This window comes from Marinoscillum furvescens DSM 4134, from assembly GCF_003386095.1.
GTDB lineage: Bacteria > Bacteroidota > Bacteroidia > Cytophagales > Cyclobacteriaceae > Marinoscillum > Marinoscillum furvescens.
In genome coordinates this window covers 123,479-143,145 of sequence record NZ_QREG01000011.1, presented here as the reverse complement: position 1 = coordinate 143,145, position 19,667 = coordinate 123,479, and the positions used below count along the sequence as shown (strand labels likewise).

General features: G+C 43.5%; 20 protein-coding genes. 9 read left to right on the top strand and 11 right to left on the bottom strand.

The annotated features are described in order from the left end of the window. Nucleotides 1-368 precede the first annotated feature (368 nt). The 4 genes from C7460_RS12780 to C7460_RS12765 all read left to right on the top strand — a co-directional run bounded on the left by C7460_RS12780 (nucleotide 369) and on the right by C7460_RS12765 (nucleotide 5,128). Nucleotides 369-3,095 carry a 4-alpha-glucanotransferase gene (locus C7460_RS12780; RefSeq protein WP_115868502.1) on the top strand — a complete coding sequence of 909 codons (2,727 nt, stop codon included), beginning with the start codon at nucleotides 369-371 and terminating at the stop codon, nucleotides 3,093-3,095. A gap of 82 nt (nucleotides 3,096-3,177) precedes the next feature. Then, complete coding sequence (locus C7460_RS12775) at nucleotides 3,178-3,705, top strand: hypothetical protein (RefSeq protein WP_147302945.1); 528 nt, start codon at nucleotides 3,178-3,180, stop codon at nucleotides 3,703-3,705. Next, a complete protein-coding gene (locus C7460_RS12770; RefSeq protein ID WP_170148002.1) occupies nucleotides 3,702-4,436 on the top strand; it encodes an LVIVD repeat-containing protein in 735 nt (244 codons plus the stop codon). The genes C7460_RS12775 and C7460_RS12770 overlap by 4 nt, the downstream gene beginning before the upstream one ends. Then, complete coding sequence (locus tag C7460_RS12765) at nucleotides 4,433-5,128, top strand: hypothetical protein (RefSeq protein WP_147302944.1); 696 nt, start codon at nucleotides 4,433-4,435, stop codon at nucleotides 5,126-5,128. Before C7460_RS12770 ends, C7460_RS12765 begins: the two co-directional genes overlap by 4 nt. Here the strand turns inward: C7460_RS12765 and C7460_RS12760 are convergent. Next, on the bottom strand, nucleotides 5,125-5,883 hold the full coding sequence (locus C7460_RS12760; protein WP_170148001.1) for a carboxypeptidase-like regulatory domain-containing protein: 759 nt from the start codon (nucleotides 5,881-5,883) through the stop codon (nucleotides 5,125-5,127). The two genes, C7460_RS12765 and C7460_RS12760, sit on opposite strands and share 4 nt — an antisense overlap. A 129-nt stretch (nucleotides 5,884-6,012) precedes the next feature. On the opposite strand from C7460_RS12760, the gene C7460_RS12755 reads away from it, so the two are divergent. Further along, nucleotides 6,013-8,325, top strand: coding sequence for an acyl-CoA dehydrogenase family protein (locus tag C7460_RS12755; RefSeq protein ID WP_115868497.1), 2,313 nt, complete (start codon nucleotides 6,013-6,015; stop codon nucleotides 8,323-8,325). On the opposite strand, the gene C7460_RS12750 is transcribed toward C7460_RS12755, so the two are convergent. From C7460_RS12750 to C7460_RS12700, 10 genes are all read right to left on the bottom strand, one after another. Beyond that, nucleotides 8,322-8,849 (bottom strand): methylated-DNA--[protein]-cysteine S-methyltransferase, encoded by a 528-nt coding sequence (locus C7460_RS12750; RefSeq protein WP_115868496.1) that lies wholly within the window; start codon nucleotides 8,847-8,849, stop codon nucleotides 8,322-8,324. The genes C7460_RS12755 and C7460_RS12750 overlap by 4 nt on opposite strands. Next, entirely contained in the window at nucleotides 8,846-9,787 is a 942-nt protein-coding gene (locus C7460_RS12745; RefSeq protein WP_147302943.1) for a hypothetical protein, read from the bottom strand. The genes C7460_RS12750 and C7460_RS12745 overlap by 4 nt, the downstream gene beginning before the upstream one ends. A 388-nt stretch (nucleotides 9,788-10,175) precedes the next feature. Beyond that, on the bottom strand, nucleotides 10,176-10,706 hold the full coding sequence (locus C7460_RS12735) for an inorganic diphosphatase (protein WP_170148000.1): 531 nt from the start codon (nucleotides 10,704-10,706) through the stop codon (nucleotides 10,176-10,178). A 44-nt stretch (nucleotides 10,707-10,750) separates the two neighbouring features. Beyond that, nucleotides 10,751-11,515 (bottom strand): patatin-like phospholipase family protein, encoded by a 765-nt coding sequence (locus C7460_RS12730; RefSeq protein WP_115868492.1) that lies wholly within the window; start codon nucleotides 11,513-11,515, stop codon nucleotides 10,751-10,753. A 37-nt stretch (nucleotides 11,516-11,552) separates the two neighbouring features. Continuing rightward, the gene (locus C7460_RS12725; RefSeq protein ID WP_115868491.1) at nucleotides 11,553-12,443 is read right to left on the bottom strand and encodes a hypothetical protein; all 891 of its coding nucleotides are present in this window, start codon (nucleotides 12,441-12,443) and stop codon (nucleotides 11,553-11,555) included. A 34-nt stretch (nucleotides 12,444-12,477) separates the two neighbouring features. Continuing rightward, entirely contained in the window at nucleotides 12,478-13,137 is a 660-nt protein-coding gene (locus C7460_RS12720; protein WP_170147999.1) for a GDSL-type esterase/lipase family protein, read from the bottom strand. A 93-nt stretch (nucleotides 13,138-13,230) separates the two neighbouring features. Then, nucleotides 13,231-13,527, bottom strand: a complete 297-nt coding sequence (gene trxA, locus C7460_RS12715; RefSeq protein ID WP_115868489.1) for a thioredoxin — start codon at nucleotides 13,525-13,527, stop codon at nucleotides 13,231-13,233. Nucleotides 13,528-13,567: 40 nt separating this feature from the next. Then, the gene (locus tag C7460_RS12710) at nucleotides 13,568-13,996 is read right to left on the bottom strand and encodes a VOC family protein (RefSeq protein ID WP_115868488.1); all 429 of its coding nucleotides are present in this window, start codon (nucleotides 13,994-13,996) and stop codon (nucleotides 13,568-13,570) included. Beyond that, nucleotides 13,993-14,433 carry a gamma-glutamylcyclotransferase family protein gene (locus C7460_RS12705; protein WP_147302942.1) on the bottom strand — a complete coding sequence of 147 codons (441 nt, stop codon included), beginning with the start codon at nucleotides 14,431-14,433 and terminating at the stop codon, nucleotides 13,993-13,995. The genes C7460_RS12710 and C7460_RS12705 overlap by 4 nt, the downstream gene beginning before the upstream one ends. Further along, complete coding sequence (locus tag C7460_RS12700) at nucleotides 14,414-14,662, bottom strand: hypothetical protein (protein ID WP_115868486.1); 249 nt, start codon at nucleotides 14,660-14,662, stop codon at nucleotides 14,414-14,416. The genes C7460_RS12705 and C7460_RS12700 overlap by 20 nt, the downstream gene beginning before the upstream one ends. 231 nt (nucleotides 14,663-14,893) lie before the next feature. Here C7460_RS12700 and C7460_RS12695 point away from each other — a divergent pair, with 231 nt between their 5' ends. The 4 genes from C7460_RS12695 (at nucleotide 14,894) to C7460_RS12680 (ending at nucleotide 19,644) form a co-directional block, all read left to right on the top strand. Further along, a complete protein-coding gene (locus C7460_RS12695; protein ID WP_115868485.1) occupies nucleotides 14,894-15,856 on the top strand; it encodes an ROK family protein in 963 nt (320 codons plus the stop codon). Nucleotides 15,857-15,951: 95 nt separating this feature from the next. Beyond that, nucleotides 15,952-18,021, top strand: coding sequence for a carboxy terminal-processing peptidase (locus C7460_RS12690; RefSeq protein WP_115868484.1), 2,070 nt, complete (start codon nucleotides 15,952-15,954; stop codon nucleotides 18,019-18,021). 45 nt (nucleotides 18,022-18,066) lie between these two features. Then, complete coding sequence (locus C7460_RS12685) at nucleotides 18,067-18,981, top strand: DUF4097 family beta strand repeat-containing protein (RefSeq protein WP_115868483.1); 915 nt, start codon at nucleotides 18,067-18,069, stop codon at nucleotides 18,979-18,981. Nucleotides 18,982-19,071: 90 nt separating this feature from the next. Further along, entirely contained in the window at nucleotides 19,072-19,644 is a 573-nt protein-coding gene (locus C7460_RS12680; RefSeq protein WP_115868482.1) for a carbonic anhydrase, read from the top strand. Nucleotides 19,645-19,667 lie beyond the last annotated feature (23 nt).

The following is a 19,667-nucleotide window of genomic DNA, read 5'->3' as shown; positions in this document are numbered from 1 at the left end:
GTATTTTGGTTATTCTAAGATGTCACAAATATAAGAGCTTCCCTTCATACCTGTCCCTACCTTTTAAATTCTTCTATTATGGGTGCTGTATTATTGGTAATTTCCTATTTTAACCCAGAGAAAAACGGTCTCAATTGTCAAAAAACCAATAAAACCTGTGTAGTTGAAGCTTTCAAACGTTTGTATTTTTCAGATAGAGTAGGATCAAGATTTTTGATGTTTCCAAAAAGTTGACCCATTAGTAGTAAAATCGGGTTGAAGAGGATTAAAAATCAGCACTGGATCAAAAAAAATAATTCGATTTGATGATTGTATTTTGGAATGGGATTGAGACTTGTAGGACGATTATGTGAAGCCAAAAAAGAAGTATGAAACTAAAGTTTGTAATTAGCTACCGTACCAGCTGGGGTGAGCAAGTGTGTATTTGTGGATCTTTGCCTGAGCTGGGCAATGATGAAGAACGTAATGCCGTACCCTTGGTGCCTACCTCGGGAGATCAGTGGGAACTAGAAGTGGACGTGAAAGATGTAGGAGAGGTTAGTTACCGATACCTGATCAAATCTAATGAGGAAACTATTCATCGAGAGTTTGGAAAACCCAGAATTCATCGCAGTTTAAAGCAGTTTCGCAATTTGACGTTCAGGGACATATGGCGCCCAAATAAGCACGTGGAAAATGCACTATATACAGCTCCATTTTACAAAGCCTTTTTTCAGCGAGCTCATCAAGAACAACCGACCCATACCTATGACGCTAAGTCAAACTATGTACGGTTTCAGCTACGAGCTCCGCGTATAGGGAGAGATTATCAGATGGCTATAGTGGGTAGCCATGAATGTCTGGGCAGCTGGGACGAAAACAACATAGTGCTGATGAGTGATGAGGACTTTCCGGTGTGGACTGTGGATGTTCCTATTTCGGAGGGAGCTCCACCTTTTGAGTATAAATATGTGATTTACAGTCATAAGGACAAAAAGGTAGTTACCTGGGAAGAAGGGGAAAACCGCTATTTTCCACTCCTTGATTTTAAGCAGAAGAAGCGATTAGTTGTACAGTCCGACGAATTTTTCAAATATCCTGTGGGTGCCTGGAAGACTGCTGGTGTGGCTATTCCAGTTTTCTCTATTCGTACAGAAAACGGGGCCGGAATAGGAGAGTTTGCCGATATCCCCAAATTGGTGGACTGGTCAGTTAAAACTGGACTGGAAATTATTCAGGTATTACCCGTAAATGATACTGTAGCCACAAAAACCTGGACGGATAGTTATCCATATGCAGCCATCTCGGTAGATGCTCTTCATCCAATCTATGGCAGTATGAAAGCCATAGGGGACTTGAAAGACAAGAAACTGCAAAAGCAGATTGATGAGGAAGCAACTAAACTCAATGACCTCCCTGAAATAGATTATGAGGGGGTGATGAACCTTAAAATGAAGTTTTACCGACAGAGCTACGCAGACAACAAAGCGAAGTTTCTGAAGAGCAAGGCCTTTAAAGCCTTTTTGGCTACAAACGAAAATTGGTTAAAAGATTATGCGGCTTTTTGCTATCTCAGAGATAAACATGAAACGGTAGATTTTACACAGTGGGGAAGCTATGCAAGCATTACCGATGAGCAATTGGAACAGCTGGTAGCTCCAGACAAGAAACACTACGATGAGGTAGCGGTGCACTACTACATTCAGTTTCACCTGGATGCGCAACTAAAAAACGCCACCAACTACGCCCGAAAGCATGGTGTGGTGTTGAAGGGGGATATTCCTATTGGTATTTATCGAAACTCCGTGGATGCCTGGCGGCTGCCCCACCTTTTTAACATGGATACGCAGGCAGGGGCGCCACCTGATGATTTTTCGATTTCAGGTCAAAACTGGGGGTTTCCCACTTACAACTGGGAAGAAATGGCCAAAGATGGTTACCAGTGGTGGAAAGATCGAATGGTAAAAATGTCAGATTATTTTGATGTCTTTCGAATAGATCACATTTTAGGTTTTTTCAGAATCTGGGAAATTCCTCGTGACCATGTAGAAGGAATTCTTGGGCATTTCAACCCTGCTTTGCCCGTGTTTAAGTCTGAGTTGCAGGAGCGAGGCATAGCCTTTGATTATGACCGGTTTTGCAAGCCATACATTCGTGAACATATGATGTTCGATCTGTTTGGTAGCCATGCAGAGCAGGTAATTGGGCAGTATCTAACAAAAAGTGAAGCTCAAAGTGCTTATCAGCTTAAGCCTGAGTATGATACGCAGCGCAAGCTCCAAGAACACTTTGATCAGCAGGTTGCTAATGAACCACTGAGTGCGGAGTATAATAACTGGTTGAAAAGCAATCTGTTGAGGTTGTGTGGTGAAGTATTGTTGCTGGAGGCCCCGGGCACCGGCGGAGAAGCTTTTAACCCCCGCATTGGGATGCACAGCACCTATAGCTACCAGGAGTTGGACGATTATACAAAACAACGACTGGACGATTTGTATAATCATTATTTCTACCATCGACATAATGACTTTTGGAGAGAAAGTGCCATGCAAAAACTTCCCATGCTGAAGGAGGCTACAGATATGTTGATCTGTGGTGAGGATCTGGGGATGGTTCCTGCGTGTGTTCCCGGTGTGATGGATGAGTTGCAAATATTGAGTTTGGCTATACAGCGAATGCCCAATGATGATCGCGAGTTTTGGCATCCTGCAGATACACCTTACTTGAGTGTGACCAGCACGGGAAGCCATGACATGTCCACGCTGCGTGAGTGGTGGCAGGAGGACCCTGATCGAACGCAGCGATTTTATACTACTATCCTCGGAAAAGAGGGAGGCGCCCCGTACTATTGTGAGCCCTGGGTAGCTAAAGAGGTAATTCAGCAACATCTGGAATCTCCGAGCATGTTGTCCATCATTCCATTGCAGGATTTTGTGGCAATGGATGGTCAGCTCAGAAGGCTTCTTCCCGAAGAGGAGCGTATCAATGTGCCTGCCAATCCGCAACACTATTGGCGCTACAGATTTCATCTCACCATGGAAGAACTTTTAGCACAGGAAAACTTCAATGGCTTTTTACGAGAAATGATTGATAAAGGCGGGCGCAGCTCGGACTATTAATCTTCTCGTTAAAAAATAATCCTGTCAAGAACCAACGGTTTGGTTGATTGTAGTGTCAATATTACAAACAACCAAACCGTCTATGAGAGTACTTATTTCTTCACTTTTAATGGCTGGCAGTTTACTGATCGGTTGTACCGATAGTTTCGAGCCGGACTTTGAACAGGAGTCTGTAATGGGCTTCAAGCCGATCTATGCTGATGGTGATCAGCAGTTAGCATTGGAATCTGCCAGGGCTATAGAACTGGCCGGTAAAATATACGCGTATCAAAACCTGCTTTTTGTCAATGAAGTAGGTAAAGGGGTGCATATTTTTGACAATACCGACCCTAAAAATCCAACAAACTTGCGCTTTTTGTCTATTCCTGGGAATAATGATGTGGCAATCAAAAAGGGTGTTATGTATGCAGACAGTTACAATGATCTCCTCGCTCTGGAAGTCACCCAGGACACTGTGCTGCTCCTAAAGCGTATAGAATCAGTAATGGGTTTTTCGGAGGAATACCCTTTTGAAAACAATTCATACTTTGAGTGTGTGGACCCTGAAAAAGGAAAAGTAGTGGGCTGGGAGCGCACTGAATTGGAAAAACCTAAATGCTACCGACCATGAAAAGGCTTTTTTGGATACTATCTATTGTAACGATAGCGGGCTGTATGGACACCGCTGGTGAAATGGCCATAGATTTTAATGAAACCGGAGTAGGGGGCTCTACTGCCCGATTTTCTATAGCTGGTGACTTTTTATATGTAGTGAATGACTCAGAACTTCAGGCCATCGATATCTCTGATGAAAGAAACCCCAAACACGCTTCTTCTACCTCTTTAGGATGGGGGATAGAAACCATTTTTGGCTATGATGGCATGTTGTTTATCGGAGGACAAACAGGGATGCAAATTTATGGGATTCAAGAGGATGGCTCTCCAGTTTATGTTTCTGATTATACACATTCTACAGCTTGTGATCCGGTCATTGCCAATGATCAATATGCTTACGTGACGATTCGCTCCGGGGAGTTTTGCAACAACATTATGGAGGTCAATAATTTACTTGTATTGGACATAAGCAATATCAGAAGCCCTCAATTGGTAGCTGAGATCCCAATGACGAACCCCAGAGGATTGGCTTTTTTCAAAGGAGATTTGTTTGTGGGAGAAGGTCAGTTTGGGCTTGTCCGATTTAGTCTGGAGGACCCTTCATTCCCGAGACAAAAGGAGGTGTATGACATTCCCGCCAATGATATGATTCCTCTGGATAATACGCTAATCATTACACGTGATGAAGGTATCTTTCAGTTTGGGTGCGAAGAAGATGAGTTGCTACTATACAGTCCCTTAAGATGAGAGTGGTTTATACAGCACTATGTTTGAGCATGCTGCTATTGGATGTAAAGGCTCAAAACCCGGATAGCGCGCAGGCACATGTATCTACTTTCAATAAATGGGTTTTAAAAGTAGATGGTACAGATTTGGTTCACCCAAAAGACCCAGCTCTGACCCTGGCCATGGAACACAGGTTTTTGCAACGGTTTTCTGTTAGTCAGGAGTTGGGGTATGTTATGGCCGTATACGAAACCAACGAACCAGCATCCAATTTTATCGGGGTTAAAACCTCTACGGATTTAAGGGCTTATATAGCTCCTTATTCACCGAGCGGCTCTTTGTATGTTGGTATTGCTGGGGATTATCGTTTCTTAAAAGTGAAGGATAGGCTGACACTTGGTTATGGCTGTACTGGAGATGATCTTTGGTCCTGTAATTATCTGAGTTCTGAAGAAACGGAAGTGTCAACGAATCGCTGGACAGGTATTTTGAAGTTTGGAGTGCAGGAACAAGCTCATCCAAGAGTACTGATTGAAGTAGATGCAGGTATCGGGCTAGGGTACTTGTCTAGTAAAAACAGCGCCAACGACGAAAACGTTACGATTTTTGAGTTTGAAAATCAGGGAGATGGAAACCAACTGCTCAGCAATACCTGGTCTCACATTTTTACTTTCAATGCTAAAGTGGGCATAGTACTTTCACAGTACGACTAATAGCCTTTTACAAAAGGAACCGTTCGTTCAAAATATGCGAGCAACCAGTTCCAAATTTCATTGGGGTGGTAGGTCTTTTGTATGCCGGGATATTGTTGGTGTAGCTGAACGATGATTTGGTCATATTCTGCGCTATCTAATCCGTAGATAGCGCTTAGTTTCTTTCGCACCGAGTCCTGCGCTATATACTTTTGATAAGTGATCGTTTCTCTTGTTTCTTCATAGGCCTCTAGCGCTGCTCTTTTCTCTCGTTCATCCTTACTGAAATAAGTAATGGGGCCATGAATTGTGGCCGCCGGCACTGGTACACCACCTACTCCAGAGGCTCCTAAAGTGACATCACCAGGCTTGATAGGGTCAGGAGGGTTGGTGATAGTTACACCTGGTATATGGATAGCAGGGCCTTTGATATTCAAAGGAACCTTGTAGTAGCGATCAGCGTAAATCGTGATTTTTGGGAGCTGGATCGTGTCTATGGGTAATGTGACCTTTACGAAATTCACCAACATATCGTTAGTTACGGGCAACGTGAGCGTTTGATGCCCTACGTACGAAATCTCAAGTGTGTCATTGCGACGCGCCATTATCTTAAAATTACCATGGATGTCGCTTACTTTTCCAAGACCAGTAGAGCGGTTGACTACATGACAAAAGCCCACAGCTTCTTCCTTCTCATTTTCCACCTTGCCTGTCACGCTATGCTGCCCCATGACGGTCACAGCACCCAATAAAAATATCACTACAATCCACCGCATGTGTAAAGAAAGATAAAATTGTATCGAACAGTTTCCCAATTTTAGCATTTTAACACTATTTAAGAGGTCAATTTTTACCCCATTCTACAAGACTAAATTGTATCTTTAGTTCGTTTGAAAATATGGAATATGAACAACAATAGCCGATTTCACGAGAACCCTTACCTTTTTTCTTTTATGCCCATGTTTTACATGGTTTGGGCAGATGCTATATTGACGCCTAGTGAGATCCTGAAAATTCGGGAGCTTGTCGATAATCAGCTATGGGTTACAGAAGAGGATCGGGCGTTTCTGTTAGGCAAGCTGGACCCCAAAACTCCTCCGAGTCCTGATGAACTTAAAAGCTGGCTGGTGGAAATTCGTCGGGCAGCGGGAAGTCTATCTGCAGACATGAAAAAAAGTTTGGTAGATATAGGGATAGAATTAGCTCGGCTCAATGCTCGCAACCAGGATGATAAGACATTGGATGAAGCAAGAGCTCCACTCACAGATATAGAAGAAGCGCTAGGGATCATTTCGCATGAAGCTGCTTTTCATTTGCGATCGCAAGACCGGGTAGCCCAAACTCAAAGTACACGATCCTCTTCAAGTTTTGAAATCGATCAAATGACTTCTATTTTGGAAGGTGAGGAGTCTGAGGTCATCAAACGAGTAAAAACCATCATTTCTGATCCAGAATTCATTTATTTCCCAAAACAGGATGTCGATGAGTATCGGGAGCAGGTCTTCACCTGGTGCAAATACCTGGCTGATCAGGGGTTTGGCAGTATGGCTTACCCAAAAGCCTATGGAGGTGGAGACAGCATACGCGATTATTTTGCCATAATGGAAACCCTATCGTATCATGATCTGAGTTTGGTGATCAAATTTGGCGTGCAGTTTGGGTTATGGGGGATGAGTGTCTATTTTTTAGGGACTGAGAAGCACCATAAGGCCTACCTGAAGAGGATTGGTGCATTGGAGCTTCCCGGCTGTTTTGCAATGACAGAAACTGGCCACGGAAGCAATGTGAAGGGAATAGAAACCACAGCTACTTATGATCATGAAAGTGCATCATTTGTGATAAACACACCTCATGAAGCCGCAGGAAAAGAGTACATCGGAAATGCCGCAGTACATGGAAAAATGGCTACTGTATTTGCGAAACTTATTATCGGTGATACGGACTATGGTGTGAATGCATTTGTGGTGCCGCTAAGAGACGACCATGGACATGAGCTACCAGGTGTTCGCATAGCCGACTGTGGCCATAAAATGGGCCTAAATGGAGTGGATAATGGGCGTATTTGGTTTGATCAGGTTCGAATTCCGAAAGATAACATGTTGGACCGGTTCGCCTCTGTAGATTCCTCCGGGCAGTTTACAAGTCCGATAGCCAGTGACAACCGTCGCTTTTTTACGATGCTGGGAACTCTGGTAGGAGGCAGGATAGGGATACCACGATCAGGTCTGAGTGCGCTAAAAAGTGGGTTGACGATTGCGATACGCTATGGTGATCAACGCAGGCAGTTTGGACCTGAAAATGGCGCAGAAGTGCCTATACTCAACTACCGGACACATCAGCGGAGATTGATGCCGCTATTAGCGGAAAGCTATGCGCTGCATTTTGCCTTAAAGCACCTCACGCAGCGATTTTTGGATCGAACTGACGATGATATGCAGGAAATAGAGGCCATGGCAGCCGGGCTGAAAGCCTACGCAACCTGGGCCACTACCAGAGGACTGCAAGAATGCAGGGAAGCATGTGGAGGTAAGGGTTATCTGAGTGAAAACCGGCTGGATCGATTAAAAAATGATACCGACGTGTACACCACGTTTGAAGGAGACAATACGGTCTTGATGCAGTTGGTTGCCAAAAGTCGGCTTTCAGAATTTAAAAAGGAGTTTGCAGACATCAACCTGTTTGGGATCATCAATTACGTGGCTTCACAGGCAAAAACGAGTCTGACAGAGCTCAACCCAATCATTACCAGAAATACAGACCCTGAACATTTATTGGATTTGGACTTTCATAAAAGCGCATTTGAATACCGGGAGCGGGATATTCTTACTTCTGCTGCTCGTCGTATCAAGAAGCATCTTGATAATGGAATGGATTCTTTTGATGCTTTTAATCAAACACAATATCACATGGTGAATGTGGGGTTTGCTTACATTGAGCGAATTGTTCTCACGCAGTTTCAAGATGCTCTAAAGAAAGTAAGTGATCCACAGTGCAAATCGGCACTTCAGAAAGCGTGTCAGCTGTATGCCCTTAGCCGAATGGAGAAAAACAAAGGCTGGTACCTGGAGCATGGTTATATGGAAGGAGCAAAGACCAAAGCAATTCGTCGAGTAATCAATCAGCTATGCCTGGAAATGCGGGAAGATGCTGTGGCGCTGGTAGATGCTTTTGGTATTCCTGAAAGTTGTTTGGCTGCACCAATTGCCATGCGATCTTAGGCGAATAGTTCTGGAGTTTTTGGCAATGCACCTTCTAGTTCCAGTAAAGCTTTTTTGCGCCAAAGTTTGCCGCCATAGCCTACCAAACTGCCATCACTACCAATTACACGGTGGCATGGAATGAGTATCGCCAGTCGGTTGTCTCCATTTGCTTTAGCCATCGCTCTAATGGCTTTTTTATCTCCCAGCAGTTCTGACTGCTGGGCATATGAGTGCACTTTTCCGTAGGGTATTTTTAATAACGACTGCCATACTTTTTGCTGAAAAGCAGACCCAGGATAGGTGATGGGCACATCAAACTGTGTGCGTTTCTGCTCAAAATATTCTGCAAGCTGGTTGCGCAAAGTATCAAAATGTGGGTGGTGACCTTCTTGCAGTTTTGATTTTAGAAGTGATGTGATTCGTTTTTCCTGAGTAGGCAGCATTCGGCGATCGTGAAATTCCAGTAAACAGATGCCGCTATCTACAGCCCCCGCTACCATGTCTCCAAGTGGCGTGTGAATGCGAGTGGTCTGTATAGTCATTTGTGATAGGAGAAATCGTTGTGCTTAGGTATTTTGAATATCCCCAACATCCAGTCGGTCCATTCTTTCTCGTCTAGCAGTCGTATGCCTGGTTTTCGTTCAAGTGGATGCTCTTTATCTATTCGCGTGTTGATGATCAGCTCGGCATGGTGATTCCCTTGAAGTTGGAGTTGTTTGACCATCTCCGAGCCGGGTAGCACATTCATGTCAAAAAGGCTGCGATGGTATTTTGATAGCTGCCAGTTGATGTCGGTATCGTAGTACAGTCTTACCGGGATGCTTTGTAGGTGTTTCGCATTACCTCCTTTCTCCTCAAATGTGTTAAACGGGCTCAAACCTTCGTATTTATAGGTTTTTTCTTCAGGTGTGCCACCAAGCTCGCGGTGCATGATGCCTAAAACCATTTCCGGCTCCATACCATTGGCAGTGGCTTGATCACTCAGTTCCCGGGTCAGGCTATTATGTTTGAAGGTAAGGTCTACAGGTGCATCTATGGCGAAAACAGCTTTTGGCTGAATCGGGTAGTCGTCTGAATAGGCAAGGCAATACTCAGCATAACGCAATGCAATAGTGCCCCCAGCTCCAAATCCTCCGATCATTATCTTTTCTTCAGGGTACTCGTATTTGCTTTTTACAGAGTCAATCACCTGATTTATTTGCTTGACTACATGTCTGTCTGCATAGAGTTTGGGACCACACGGAATCACTACTGTAGCTACTCCATGTACATATGCAAACTCCTCCATGTCAGTATCACTCAGGAGGTGTTCTGTGGATTGATTAAAATCAGGGATAAATACTACCAGCGCCTTAGGTGCTGAGGGTGGGGCTACCACATGGTAGGATTTACCGCCGTGTAATTGGTACGGTACGGGAGTTTGAGCCAGCGATAGCATATTGGCCAAACACATAATCAACAAAGTAATAGTTAATCTCATGGTCGGAAATACTTTACTTCTAAGTAAATTGAATCTAATGGGAATAGAAAATTATTTTTTTATTGTTGTGGTCTTAGTGGTAATTCCACTGTTTTTTTGGTGGAGGGTAAAGACCTTCAACCGTCAGAAAAACACTGTGGTGGTGAAATGCCCTTCATGCGCTACAGTGCAGCGACTGTCACACTTACATAATTATACCTGTAAAAAATGCTCCACTGCAGTCCGGTATTTGGACGACAATGGAGCATTGCTGTTGGAAGTGAATAAGTATCACTGTGTAGCCTGCGGTGCTGAAAACCCCAAAGGTGTCCTCACATGTATAAGCTGCGGGCTGGCCAATGCAGAGCGTTTATCCAGCTGAAAAAAATTCCTCCGGATTAAGTCGTAGTTAACGAAACTTTTTATCGTAATCTTCAATGGCTTTAGACACTATGTCCAGGGCTGTTTTTCTATTCTGAAAGTCCTCTATGACTACCGTCTTGTTTTCCAGTTTCTTGTAATCTTCAAAGAAGTTTTGAAGCTCTTTTACAAAGTGAGGTCCCAGGTCTGTGATGTCATTTAGGTGGTTGACACTCATATCCCCAGCAGCCACAGCAATGATCTTATCATCTTTTTCGCCCTGGTCCAGCATTTGCATAGCCCCAATTACTTTGGCAGGCACTATACACAATGGATCTACAGTGATTTGTGTCAGCACAAGAATGTCTAAGGGATCCTGATCGTCACAGTAAGTTTGAGGAATGAAACCGTAGTTAGCTGGATAATACATCGATGAATAGATCACCCGATCCAAAATCAGCATCCCAGACTCTTTATCCAGTTCGTATTTTGCTCGTGAGTTTTTGGGGATTTCAATGATACCATTGACCACTTCTGGGGCGTCTTCACCAAGTCTTACATCATGCCAGGGGTTCATCATAAGGCTTTATTTTTTTGTTTGCAAAGATACACGCGGTAGTTGCGCTATGTAGATAGTTTGCTCAATTCTTTTTTAGCTTCTTCGTAACCGATTTTATATACCTCATCAGCCACACTACTGTCTAGTATGCTGTAGTCTGCCAGTTGGTCAGGTGCTATGACCAGGTCACAGTGATCCAGGCTTTTTACCACAGTGGCATTTACGCTCAGCTGAAACACGCGAGCGGCTATCTGAAGCATAGAGTTTAACTCCTTTACTGGACGTATGGGGCTGATATTGATCGCTATTATTTGCTCACAGTCGTTCATGATGGGAGTGACCGGAAGGTTGTCAAATGTGCCGCCATCTATGTACAATGCTCCATCCACCTCTATGGGGCTAAATAAAATAGGAATGCATGCAGAAGCAGCGACTACATTGCAGAGGTTTCCCTTGTTGTGGTATTCAATAGTTCCTTTGTTGAGATTGGTGGCTGCAAAAAATGCCGGCTTGGACAATTCACTGATGTCTTCGCAGGGAATGTTATCTTTTACTTCCTTGATGAGACCTTTTAGTGAGAGCAGGCCATTTAACGGAAAGTTGAATTTACTATAATCAAATAGTCCTTTTTCTTTCAATAAATCCAGGGTGTCCTCTGGCGACATACCGTAGGCATAAAAGGCACCAACAATAGCTCCTGCACTTACTCCTGAGATTACATCTGGGTAAATACCTGCTTCGTGCAGTGCCTGAATAGCGCCCAGGTGAGCAAATCCTCTAGCTCCTCCGCCGCTGAGTACCAGTCCTGTCTTGTATTTTTTCTTAGCCACGTAATGGGGTGTTTGTTGTTAATGCAGGAATTTAAACTCATTCAAAAAGAATAGCTAATTCTTCTTGTAGAAAGCGAAATAGATCGGATCCAGAACGTGAAATGAGGTGAGGAAAGGCGCGGTAATCTTCTCCTGTCACTTCAGTTCCTTTCTTTAGACCTATAAAACCAATAGGAGCAGGGTGTAGATAATGGTACGTAGCTAGTCGATATCCTACTTGTTTGCCTTTATCGTCTGGCAATGGATGCGGTACCACGAGATGGAAAACAATGGACTGGAGGGCCAGGGCATAATTGAAGTGTTCGGTGGTTACCTGGACGGTGAGCATTGCATCCAGCTGCAGCTTTTTGCATAAAGTACCGATTTCATTCACAATCTTTTGGTGGTCACCTTCACTCAGTGTGCTGGCTATAAAATCGATGCCTTCAGGCGTGTTATGAAGACGGTTTGATTCCAGAACGTCCAGCAACTTCACTCTTTTTCTGGCCAAGTCATTGATGAGGGCTTGGGTGTTGTGAAAGGATGCTTTAGCATTGGCTGTTTGTAAATAATCCTGTGGCAATAAAAGCTCTACACTTGCTGCTTTCAATGTGTCTTCGAGGTGGTGATAGGAGCTATTGTAAATGTGTGAAATGAGATTGAGAGAGCTCTCAGGCCCATGGGTATAAGCGAAAAGAGCCTTTTTGCTGTTAAAATCAGTCTCTACATGTGCAAAAGTGAGAAGTCCGATTTTTGATAGTGGCAATTGCTCAGCGGTGAGTTGGCCTTTGGCTACAGGTCGTTTAAAATCACTTAAAAGTGAGCAGTGTATCTCTACATTCTTGTAAAACTCACGGTCTGGAGCTGTCGAATACTCATAAAGGCTTTTCTGACCAAGGCAACAAACAACCTGAAGGCTACTAAGCAGTAGCATTGTGTAACGAATCATGGCGGTGACTATGTCTTTAGGGTGATCTGTAAAGTTATAAAGCTTCTATATATGGTGTCAAAACATTCGTCCAGATGGCGTACCCCTGTTCATTCATATGCAAATCATCTTCAATGAAAAGTGATTCATCCAGTAGACCGTGTTTGTTCATCATTGGTGTCCATACGTCTACATATACTACGTTTGCTTCCGTTTCTGTCCAGGCTTCAAGTGTAGTATTGAATGCCTTGTATGTTTCTGCAAGGTGCCAACGAGCAATGCTTGGTTTGGGACACACATAGTAAACGGGAACGTCAGGAAAATCCCTACGTATAAGGGACAATAGCGTCTTGGCATCAGCCATCACCTGATCTATGGGTTTGCCTGCCGCCAGGTCATTGTCACCTTCATAGAGAAAAATGGCAGATGGATTTGTAGCCGCTATTAACTCTTTGTAATAGAAAATAAGGTCACTAAAATGTGATCCGCCAAACCCATTGTTAATGATTTTATCGTTTTCAAGGTCAGTAGCTACATCTTTCCACATTCTAAAGCTTGAGCTTCCTGCAAATACGACAGGTTTTTTGATAGCCGCTTGCTTGTTTTTTGCCTGCAGGCGAATGACTTCCTCTTTAAACCTGGAAGGATCCTGAGCAAAAGAAAGGAAATAAAAGGCGGTCAGTAAAGCTGAAAAAATAAAGCGTCGGGTAGTCATAAGGTATCTAGCTGTTTGAAGTTTAAACTTAAAACAATCTAGCATTGCTAAAAAATACTACATAGTGTAAGTGACTGCCCGACTATATGGCAACTAGGCTATTTTTCGAACTTCACGGGTAATTTCGTTTGCCTGTGCTACTCCTGACTTCCTCCAGATGATTTTACCATTCTTAAAAAGGATGAGTGTCGGTATGCTGCGTATACCGTATTTATTAGCCGCCTTATTGTTTTTATCTACATCTACTTTAAGGATGTTTACGTTACTTCCGAGCTCGTTTTTTACTTGTGTAAGTATGGGAGGCATCATCTTGCAGGGACCACACCAGTCCGCATAAAAGTCTACAAGTGTCGGGGTGTTCCTATTTATCAGTTCGTGAAAATTTGCCATGATTTGGAAACTCCGTTTTAATAAAAATGGTTCGTTTCGGTTATTTCGTTGTATTTCCTTTGAGCCAGTCGGTAAAGACCTCATCTACTGGTTCCCAAAGCTCTATTTTTTGACCGTTTGGATCTAGGATGTGGACAAATTTACCGTAATCGAATGCTTCTATTTCGTCACAGATGGTCACACCTGCTGCTCTGAGTTTTTCCACGAGTCCTTCGATGTTTTGAACCCGGTAGTTGATCATAAACTCCTTTTGAGATGGCTCAAAATAGTCTGTATCAGCGTTGAAAGGGCTCCACTGCAAGTAGTTGATTTGGTCTGGTTGGTGAGTATTACGAAACTCAAAGGTGGATCCGTATTGATCTGTAGCTAGTCCGAGGTGTTCGTGGTACCAGTTTTTGGTGGCTTCAGGGTCACTGCATTTAAAAAAAATACCTCCCAGCCCCGTCACTTTAGGTTCTTTTTGGCTCATGATTGTTTGGTCTGTTCAATGTCAAATTTACCGGATTTTATCTCACTGTCGGGCTGCACTGTTCCCAGATATTCATATACCCAGCATTGGATGGTTTTACCTTCGAGCCTTATGGGCCTAAGCCTGCGGGCATATTCTGGTGCATTAGTGATCAATGGGCTGGCATGCTCGTATTCATCCAGGATTGGTAGAGTCCGGTTGGGGTGATTTAACCAGAAAACCTCACCGTAGACCTGTTTGTCGCCTTCAGGCCTGTAAATGACACCGGGGTAGCTGGCTACCCGATAGAGCAATCCATCATAGGTTCCCAAACCTAACAGACGAGCGTCTAATGGCGGTGTTTGTGTTTGTTCGTTTCCATGGAAAACGGACATCAAAAATCCATAAGCGAACAAGTAAGGGTCGGGCATGTAGTCGTCAGTTGTGACATTCTGCAAGTTTTTGCGCTAGTACTCGAGCCTTGTGTGCTTCAAGAGTGGCCCTGGCAGCGGCCTCTTCTGCTAATTGGGTTTGGCGGAGCGCTGACTGTGCTTGCGCTTCGGCCTCTTGCTGAGCCTTACTTAGCTGGTTTTTTAGTTCGCTGTTGGTGCTTTTACCCTGAATCAAGAGATAGGCCAGAACTGCGATAATTATAATTGGAACGGTTAGTTTGAGTATGTTTTTCATGACGGTGCTTTTAATCAATAAATATAAGGTGAAGTGACAGGTTTTGCTAATTGCTTGTGTTTTTCATGTGAGCTACCTTCAATTCTTTACTGGTCAGAAATGTAAAACGTTTGCATTTTTAGAATTGCTAATAATTGTTGGTATTCATGCCAAATTGTGGGCATCCGTTTCGGGGTTCTGCATATATTTGATTTTTTAATGATTTTAAACGCTTGATATAACATATTTTCTATGTCTAAGAAAGTCGCCATTGGAGTGGATATTGGAGGTACACTTACGAAAGTCGGAATTGTAGACCGTGAGGGAAACTTGTACGCCAATACAAGTTTTTCCACTACAATGCATCAAGAATTTGGAGACTATTTGGATGAGTTGAAACAGCAAATAGAGACCTTGCGTGGGCAGCTAGATTTTGAGCACGAAGTATTGGGTACCGGAGTAGGAGCACCAAATGCCAATTACTATAGGGGCACCATAGAGCATGCTGCCAATTTACTTTGGAAGGGTATCATTCCATTTGTAAATGAAATGAAAGCTCGCTTCGATGTACCGACCTACATTACCAATGATGCCAATGCTGCGGCGATTGGAGAGATGATCTATGGCAAGGCGGCCGACATGAAAGATTTTATGGTGATTACTCTGGGTACTGGTCTCGGGAGTGGTATTGTCTCAAATGGCGAATTGATTTATGGACATGATTCTCAGGCAGGAGAGTTGGGTCATGTGGTAATAGACCCCAATGGGAGATACACCGGATTAGGAAGACGTGGAGGGCTAGAGGCCTATGTGAGTAGTACTGGACTGAAGCGAACAGTATATTTTCTGTTAGCCGACAGAATGGATGATAGTATTTTGAGAGATGTTGCTTACAATGACTTGCATGGAGAGATGATTATGGATGCCGCTGAGAAGGGAGATCCCATCGCTCAGGCGGCATTTGACATGACTGGTCGAATATTGGGAGAACAATTAGCGAATTTTACTACCTTTTCTCATCCGGAAGCATATTTTCTCCTAGGTGGATTGGCTAAAGCCGGAAAATGGATTTTTGAGCCCACTCAGACGCATCTGGAGAAAAATTTGTTGCCTTTTTATCAGGGAAAGGTCAAATTACTTCCTTCGGGTATGTTGGATAAGAACGCAGCAGTTTTAGGGGCTGCAGCACTTGTTTGGAAACAGCACGAAGGGTGAAAGTTAACTTGATTTAACCTTTGGGGAAATAATATGGTCTGGTTTTTGAAATCTTAAAACCAAATCATTCGTTGTAAAGAAAAAGTAAATATTGGATGAATAAGTTAGTATTGATATTGGGGTCGGTGCTCATGACCTACGGGTTTAGTGAGTTTACCGCAGAGGAGTCCGTAGCATCATCAGCCAACCCAACAGCCGACTCGTTGGTGTATCTGGAACCAAAGCCAGAACATGCCAGTGAAACCTTCGTGATCGTAAACTTGCTCAACCGATATCACTACCGCAAAATTGATCTGGATGATTCGTTGAGTTCGGTGGTTTTTGATAACTACTTTGAGTCTTTAGACCCTAACAAATCCTACTTTCTAAAATCTGATAGAGAGTACTTTGAAAAATACAGGTATACGCTAGATGAGCATTTTCCTGAAGGAAACCTGGATTTTGGCTACCAGCTGTTTAGTGTTTATCGTGAGCGATCATTAGCGCGAATTGAGAACATCTACAACCTTCTGGAAAAAGAGCCTGATTTTAATCAAGACCAATACTTTGAGACCGATCGTGACAAACTGCCCTGGGCTGAAACTCATGCTGAACTAGACAGTATATGGGTCAAAATCATTAAGAATCAGGCCATGAGTTATAAACTCGCAGGCAAGGAGTGGCCTGATATAGCTGATGCACTGAAAAAACGCTACCAGCGTGTAGAGAAAGCACTTTATCAGTACAACAGCGAAGATGTGTACCAGGCATATATGAATGCCCTGACCAGTGCTTACGACCCGCATACGAACTATTTTTCGCCTATAGCGAAGGAGAACTTTCAGATAGATATGAGTTTGTCTCTGGAAGGAATAGGAGCACAGCTCACACAGCAGCTGGATTATACCAAAGTAGCAGACATCATTCCAGGAGGTCCGGCCTATAAGAGTAAGCAACTACAAAAAGATGACAAGATCATCGGTGTGGCGCAAGGCGATGACGGAGAGTTTGTAGACGTTATCGGGTGGCGTCTAGATGAAGTGGTTCAGAAAATCCGAGGACCTAAAGGCTCCATTGTAAGACTGCAAATTATTAAGCATAATAAAGACATCAATTCACTGCCTGACACCTTGCGATTGGTACGTGACAAGATAAAACTGGAGAAATCTGCCGCAAAAGGGGAAATAATTCCCATCACGGAAGGTAATCAACAATACCAGTTAGGAGTGATCACAGTGCCCAGCTTCTACCTCAACTTTGAGGATATGAATAAAGGTGTAAAAGACTATCGCAGTACTACACGTGACGTGCGGAAGCTTATCGATAGTTTGAATGTGAAAGGAATGGACGGATTAGTAATAGATCTAAGGTACAATGGTGGCGGCTCGCTTCAGGAGGCCATAGAGCTCACCGGTCTTTTTATTCCTGATGGTCCAGTAGTACAGGTGAGAAATACAGACAATAGCGTAGAAGTGATGAAAGACACCGATGGAGGGAAGGTCTTTTATGATGGACCCCTTGCCGTACTTACTAATCGCTATAGTGCTTCTGCCTCTGAGATATTTTCTGGAGCAATTCAGGATTACAAACGAGGAGTGGTTCTTGGGGAAAATACTTTTGGTAAAGGTACTGTTCAAAACCTGATCGATATAGGACGCTACATGCAGCAAAAAGACGTAGACCTTGGACAGTTGAAAATGACGCTGGCTAAGTTTTATCGGGTGTCAGGCAGTAGCACTCAGCTCATGGGGGTTTCTCCGGATATTGCATTTCCATCTCCATACGAAGATGAAAACTTTGGGGAAAGTGGGCGTCCTACAGCGTTGCCATGGGACGAAATTCGTACCACAAAATACGATCCTACCAACACGATTTCAGATCAAATGATTGTACATCTAAGAAAGCTTTACAACAAACACCTTCAAACAGATGAGGACCTGGCTGACTTACAGAAAGATGTAGAACGTGTGCGTAAGCTTCGAGAAGAAACAAAAGTGTCATTGAATCTGGAAGAGCGTAAGGCACAAGAGCAGCAAGAAAGCGAAACAGAAGCGGACCTCTCTACTACACTTCAACCAAGCGAAGTGTTTACAGACGAGGTAAACAGCGAAAAACTATCAGAAGATCCTTACCTAAAAGAGGCCCTGAGGCTTTTAGCTGAGCTTTCTAAAAATAAGATTGGTTGATATGCAACCTTATTGGCAAGTCTCGCATCTGTAAAAGAAAAAGATATGAGACTTGCCTTAACCTTACTCTTTGCCCTCAGCCTGATGGGCGCTACAGCTCAGCAAACACTTGCTGAAATTCATTTTGAGTCAGAAAATATTTCAAGCGTCATTGTACAGGGAGTATTTTGTGATGTCACCGTGGAGCCGGGACGTACTACGAAAATCGATGGATTGATTGCTGGAGATGGCTCTCCAGGTGATTACGAGTTTGTAAAATCGATGGATGGAGGGCAACTTTTGATAAAAGTTGAGTCCAGACGAACCAAAAACAAGTGGAGTTGGGGGAGCAGTAGGGATTCAAAAATTGCGGTGACACTTCCAGAAGGTGTTACCCTTCAAATCAAAAACACTTCAGGTGATGTACAGGTAGAGCGCTATACAGCCAATACGCTGGATGTGCAGGTTACCAGTGGTGATGTTTCGCTGGAGACTATAAATGCAAACTTATCATTAAATGCGACTTCTGGCGATTTGAGTGTAGAAGGGCTCACGGGTGATGTCACTTCAAAGACCACATCAGGCGATCAGGAATTTACATCAATCAAAGGAAATATTTCTGTAGTTGCCACATCTGGTGATTTGGAACTAGCAGCTGTTGTGGGCAACATCACCGGCCAGGCTACCAGTGGTGATATAGAAATAGAAGATGCTGAAGGTGCTATTGTACTTCAAACTACCTCTGGAGATATATCCGGGGAAGAGGTCTTAATCACCGGAGACAGCCGCTTCAAAGCTACTTCTGGAGATGTAGAGTTTGAATTGTTGAATGATTTTTCTGATTTGAGTTTTGACCTAAAGACTTCATCAGGGAGTTTGCGAGCGGGAGCTGTAAAAGAATCTAAGCGACTCATCCTGGAAGGCGGGAAGTTTGACGTTCTGGGAGTCACAACTAGTGGCAGTCAGTATTTCTACGAGTAATGTCCGTATTATTACGGGTTTGATTTGTCATTCTATTGGCTATTTTTGGAATCGATATAAAATGAATAAGCATTCTAAAAACACAATAAAATGACGTCACAGGAAGCATTATCTCAGCTAAAAGAGGGAAATCAGCGCTATGTCGCAGGAAATTTACAGCATCCACACTCAGATGTAAACCGTAGAGAGTCGCTCACAGGCGGGCAGCAACCATTTGCGGTAATATTGAGTTGTGCAGATTCACGAGTAGTTCCAGAGTTGGTTTTCGATCAGGGTATCGGAGACATCTTTGTGATTCGCGTGGCGGGAAATATTGCCAATGACGATGTTACGGGAAGTATTGAGTATGCTGTGAAGCATCTAGGTTCTAAGCTCGTGGTAGTATTGGGTCACGAAAAATGTGGAGCAGTAGGAGCTAGCCTTGGAGATGAAGATCCTGGAGGGCACATCAGCGCTATTGTAAAGAAAATCAAGCCTTCAGTTGAAGAAGCAAAAGCACTTGATGGTGATTTGCTCACCAATGCAGTAAAAACCAATGCAAAAAATACCGCAAAAGAGCTAGCAGGGTCAAAGCCTACAATGGCTCCAGCTGTAGCTTCGGATGGTGTTGAGGTAGTTTCAGCTTACTACAAGCTAGAAACCGGAGAAGTAGAGTTTCTTTAATAAAAACCACTGCTTTAGCAGTT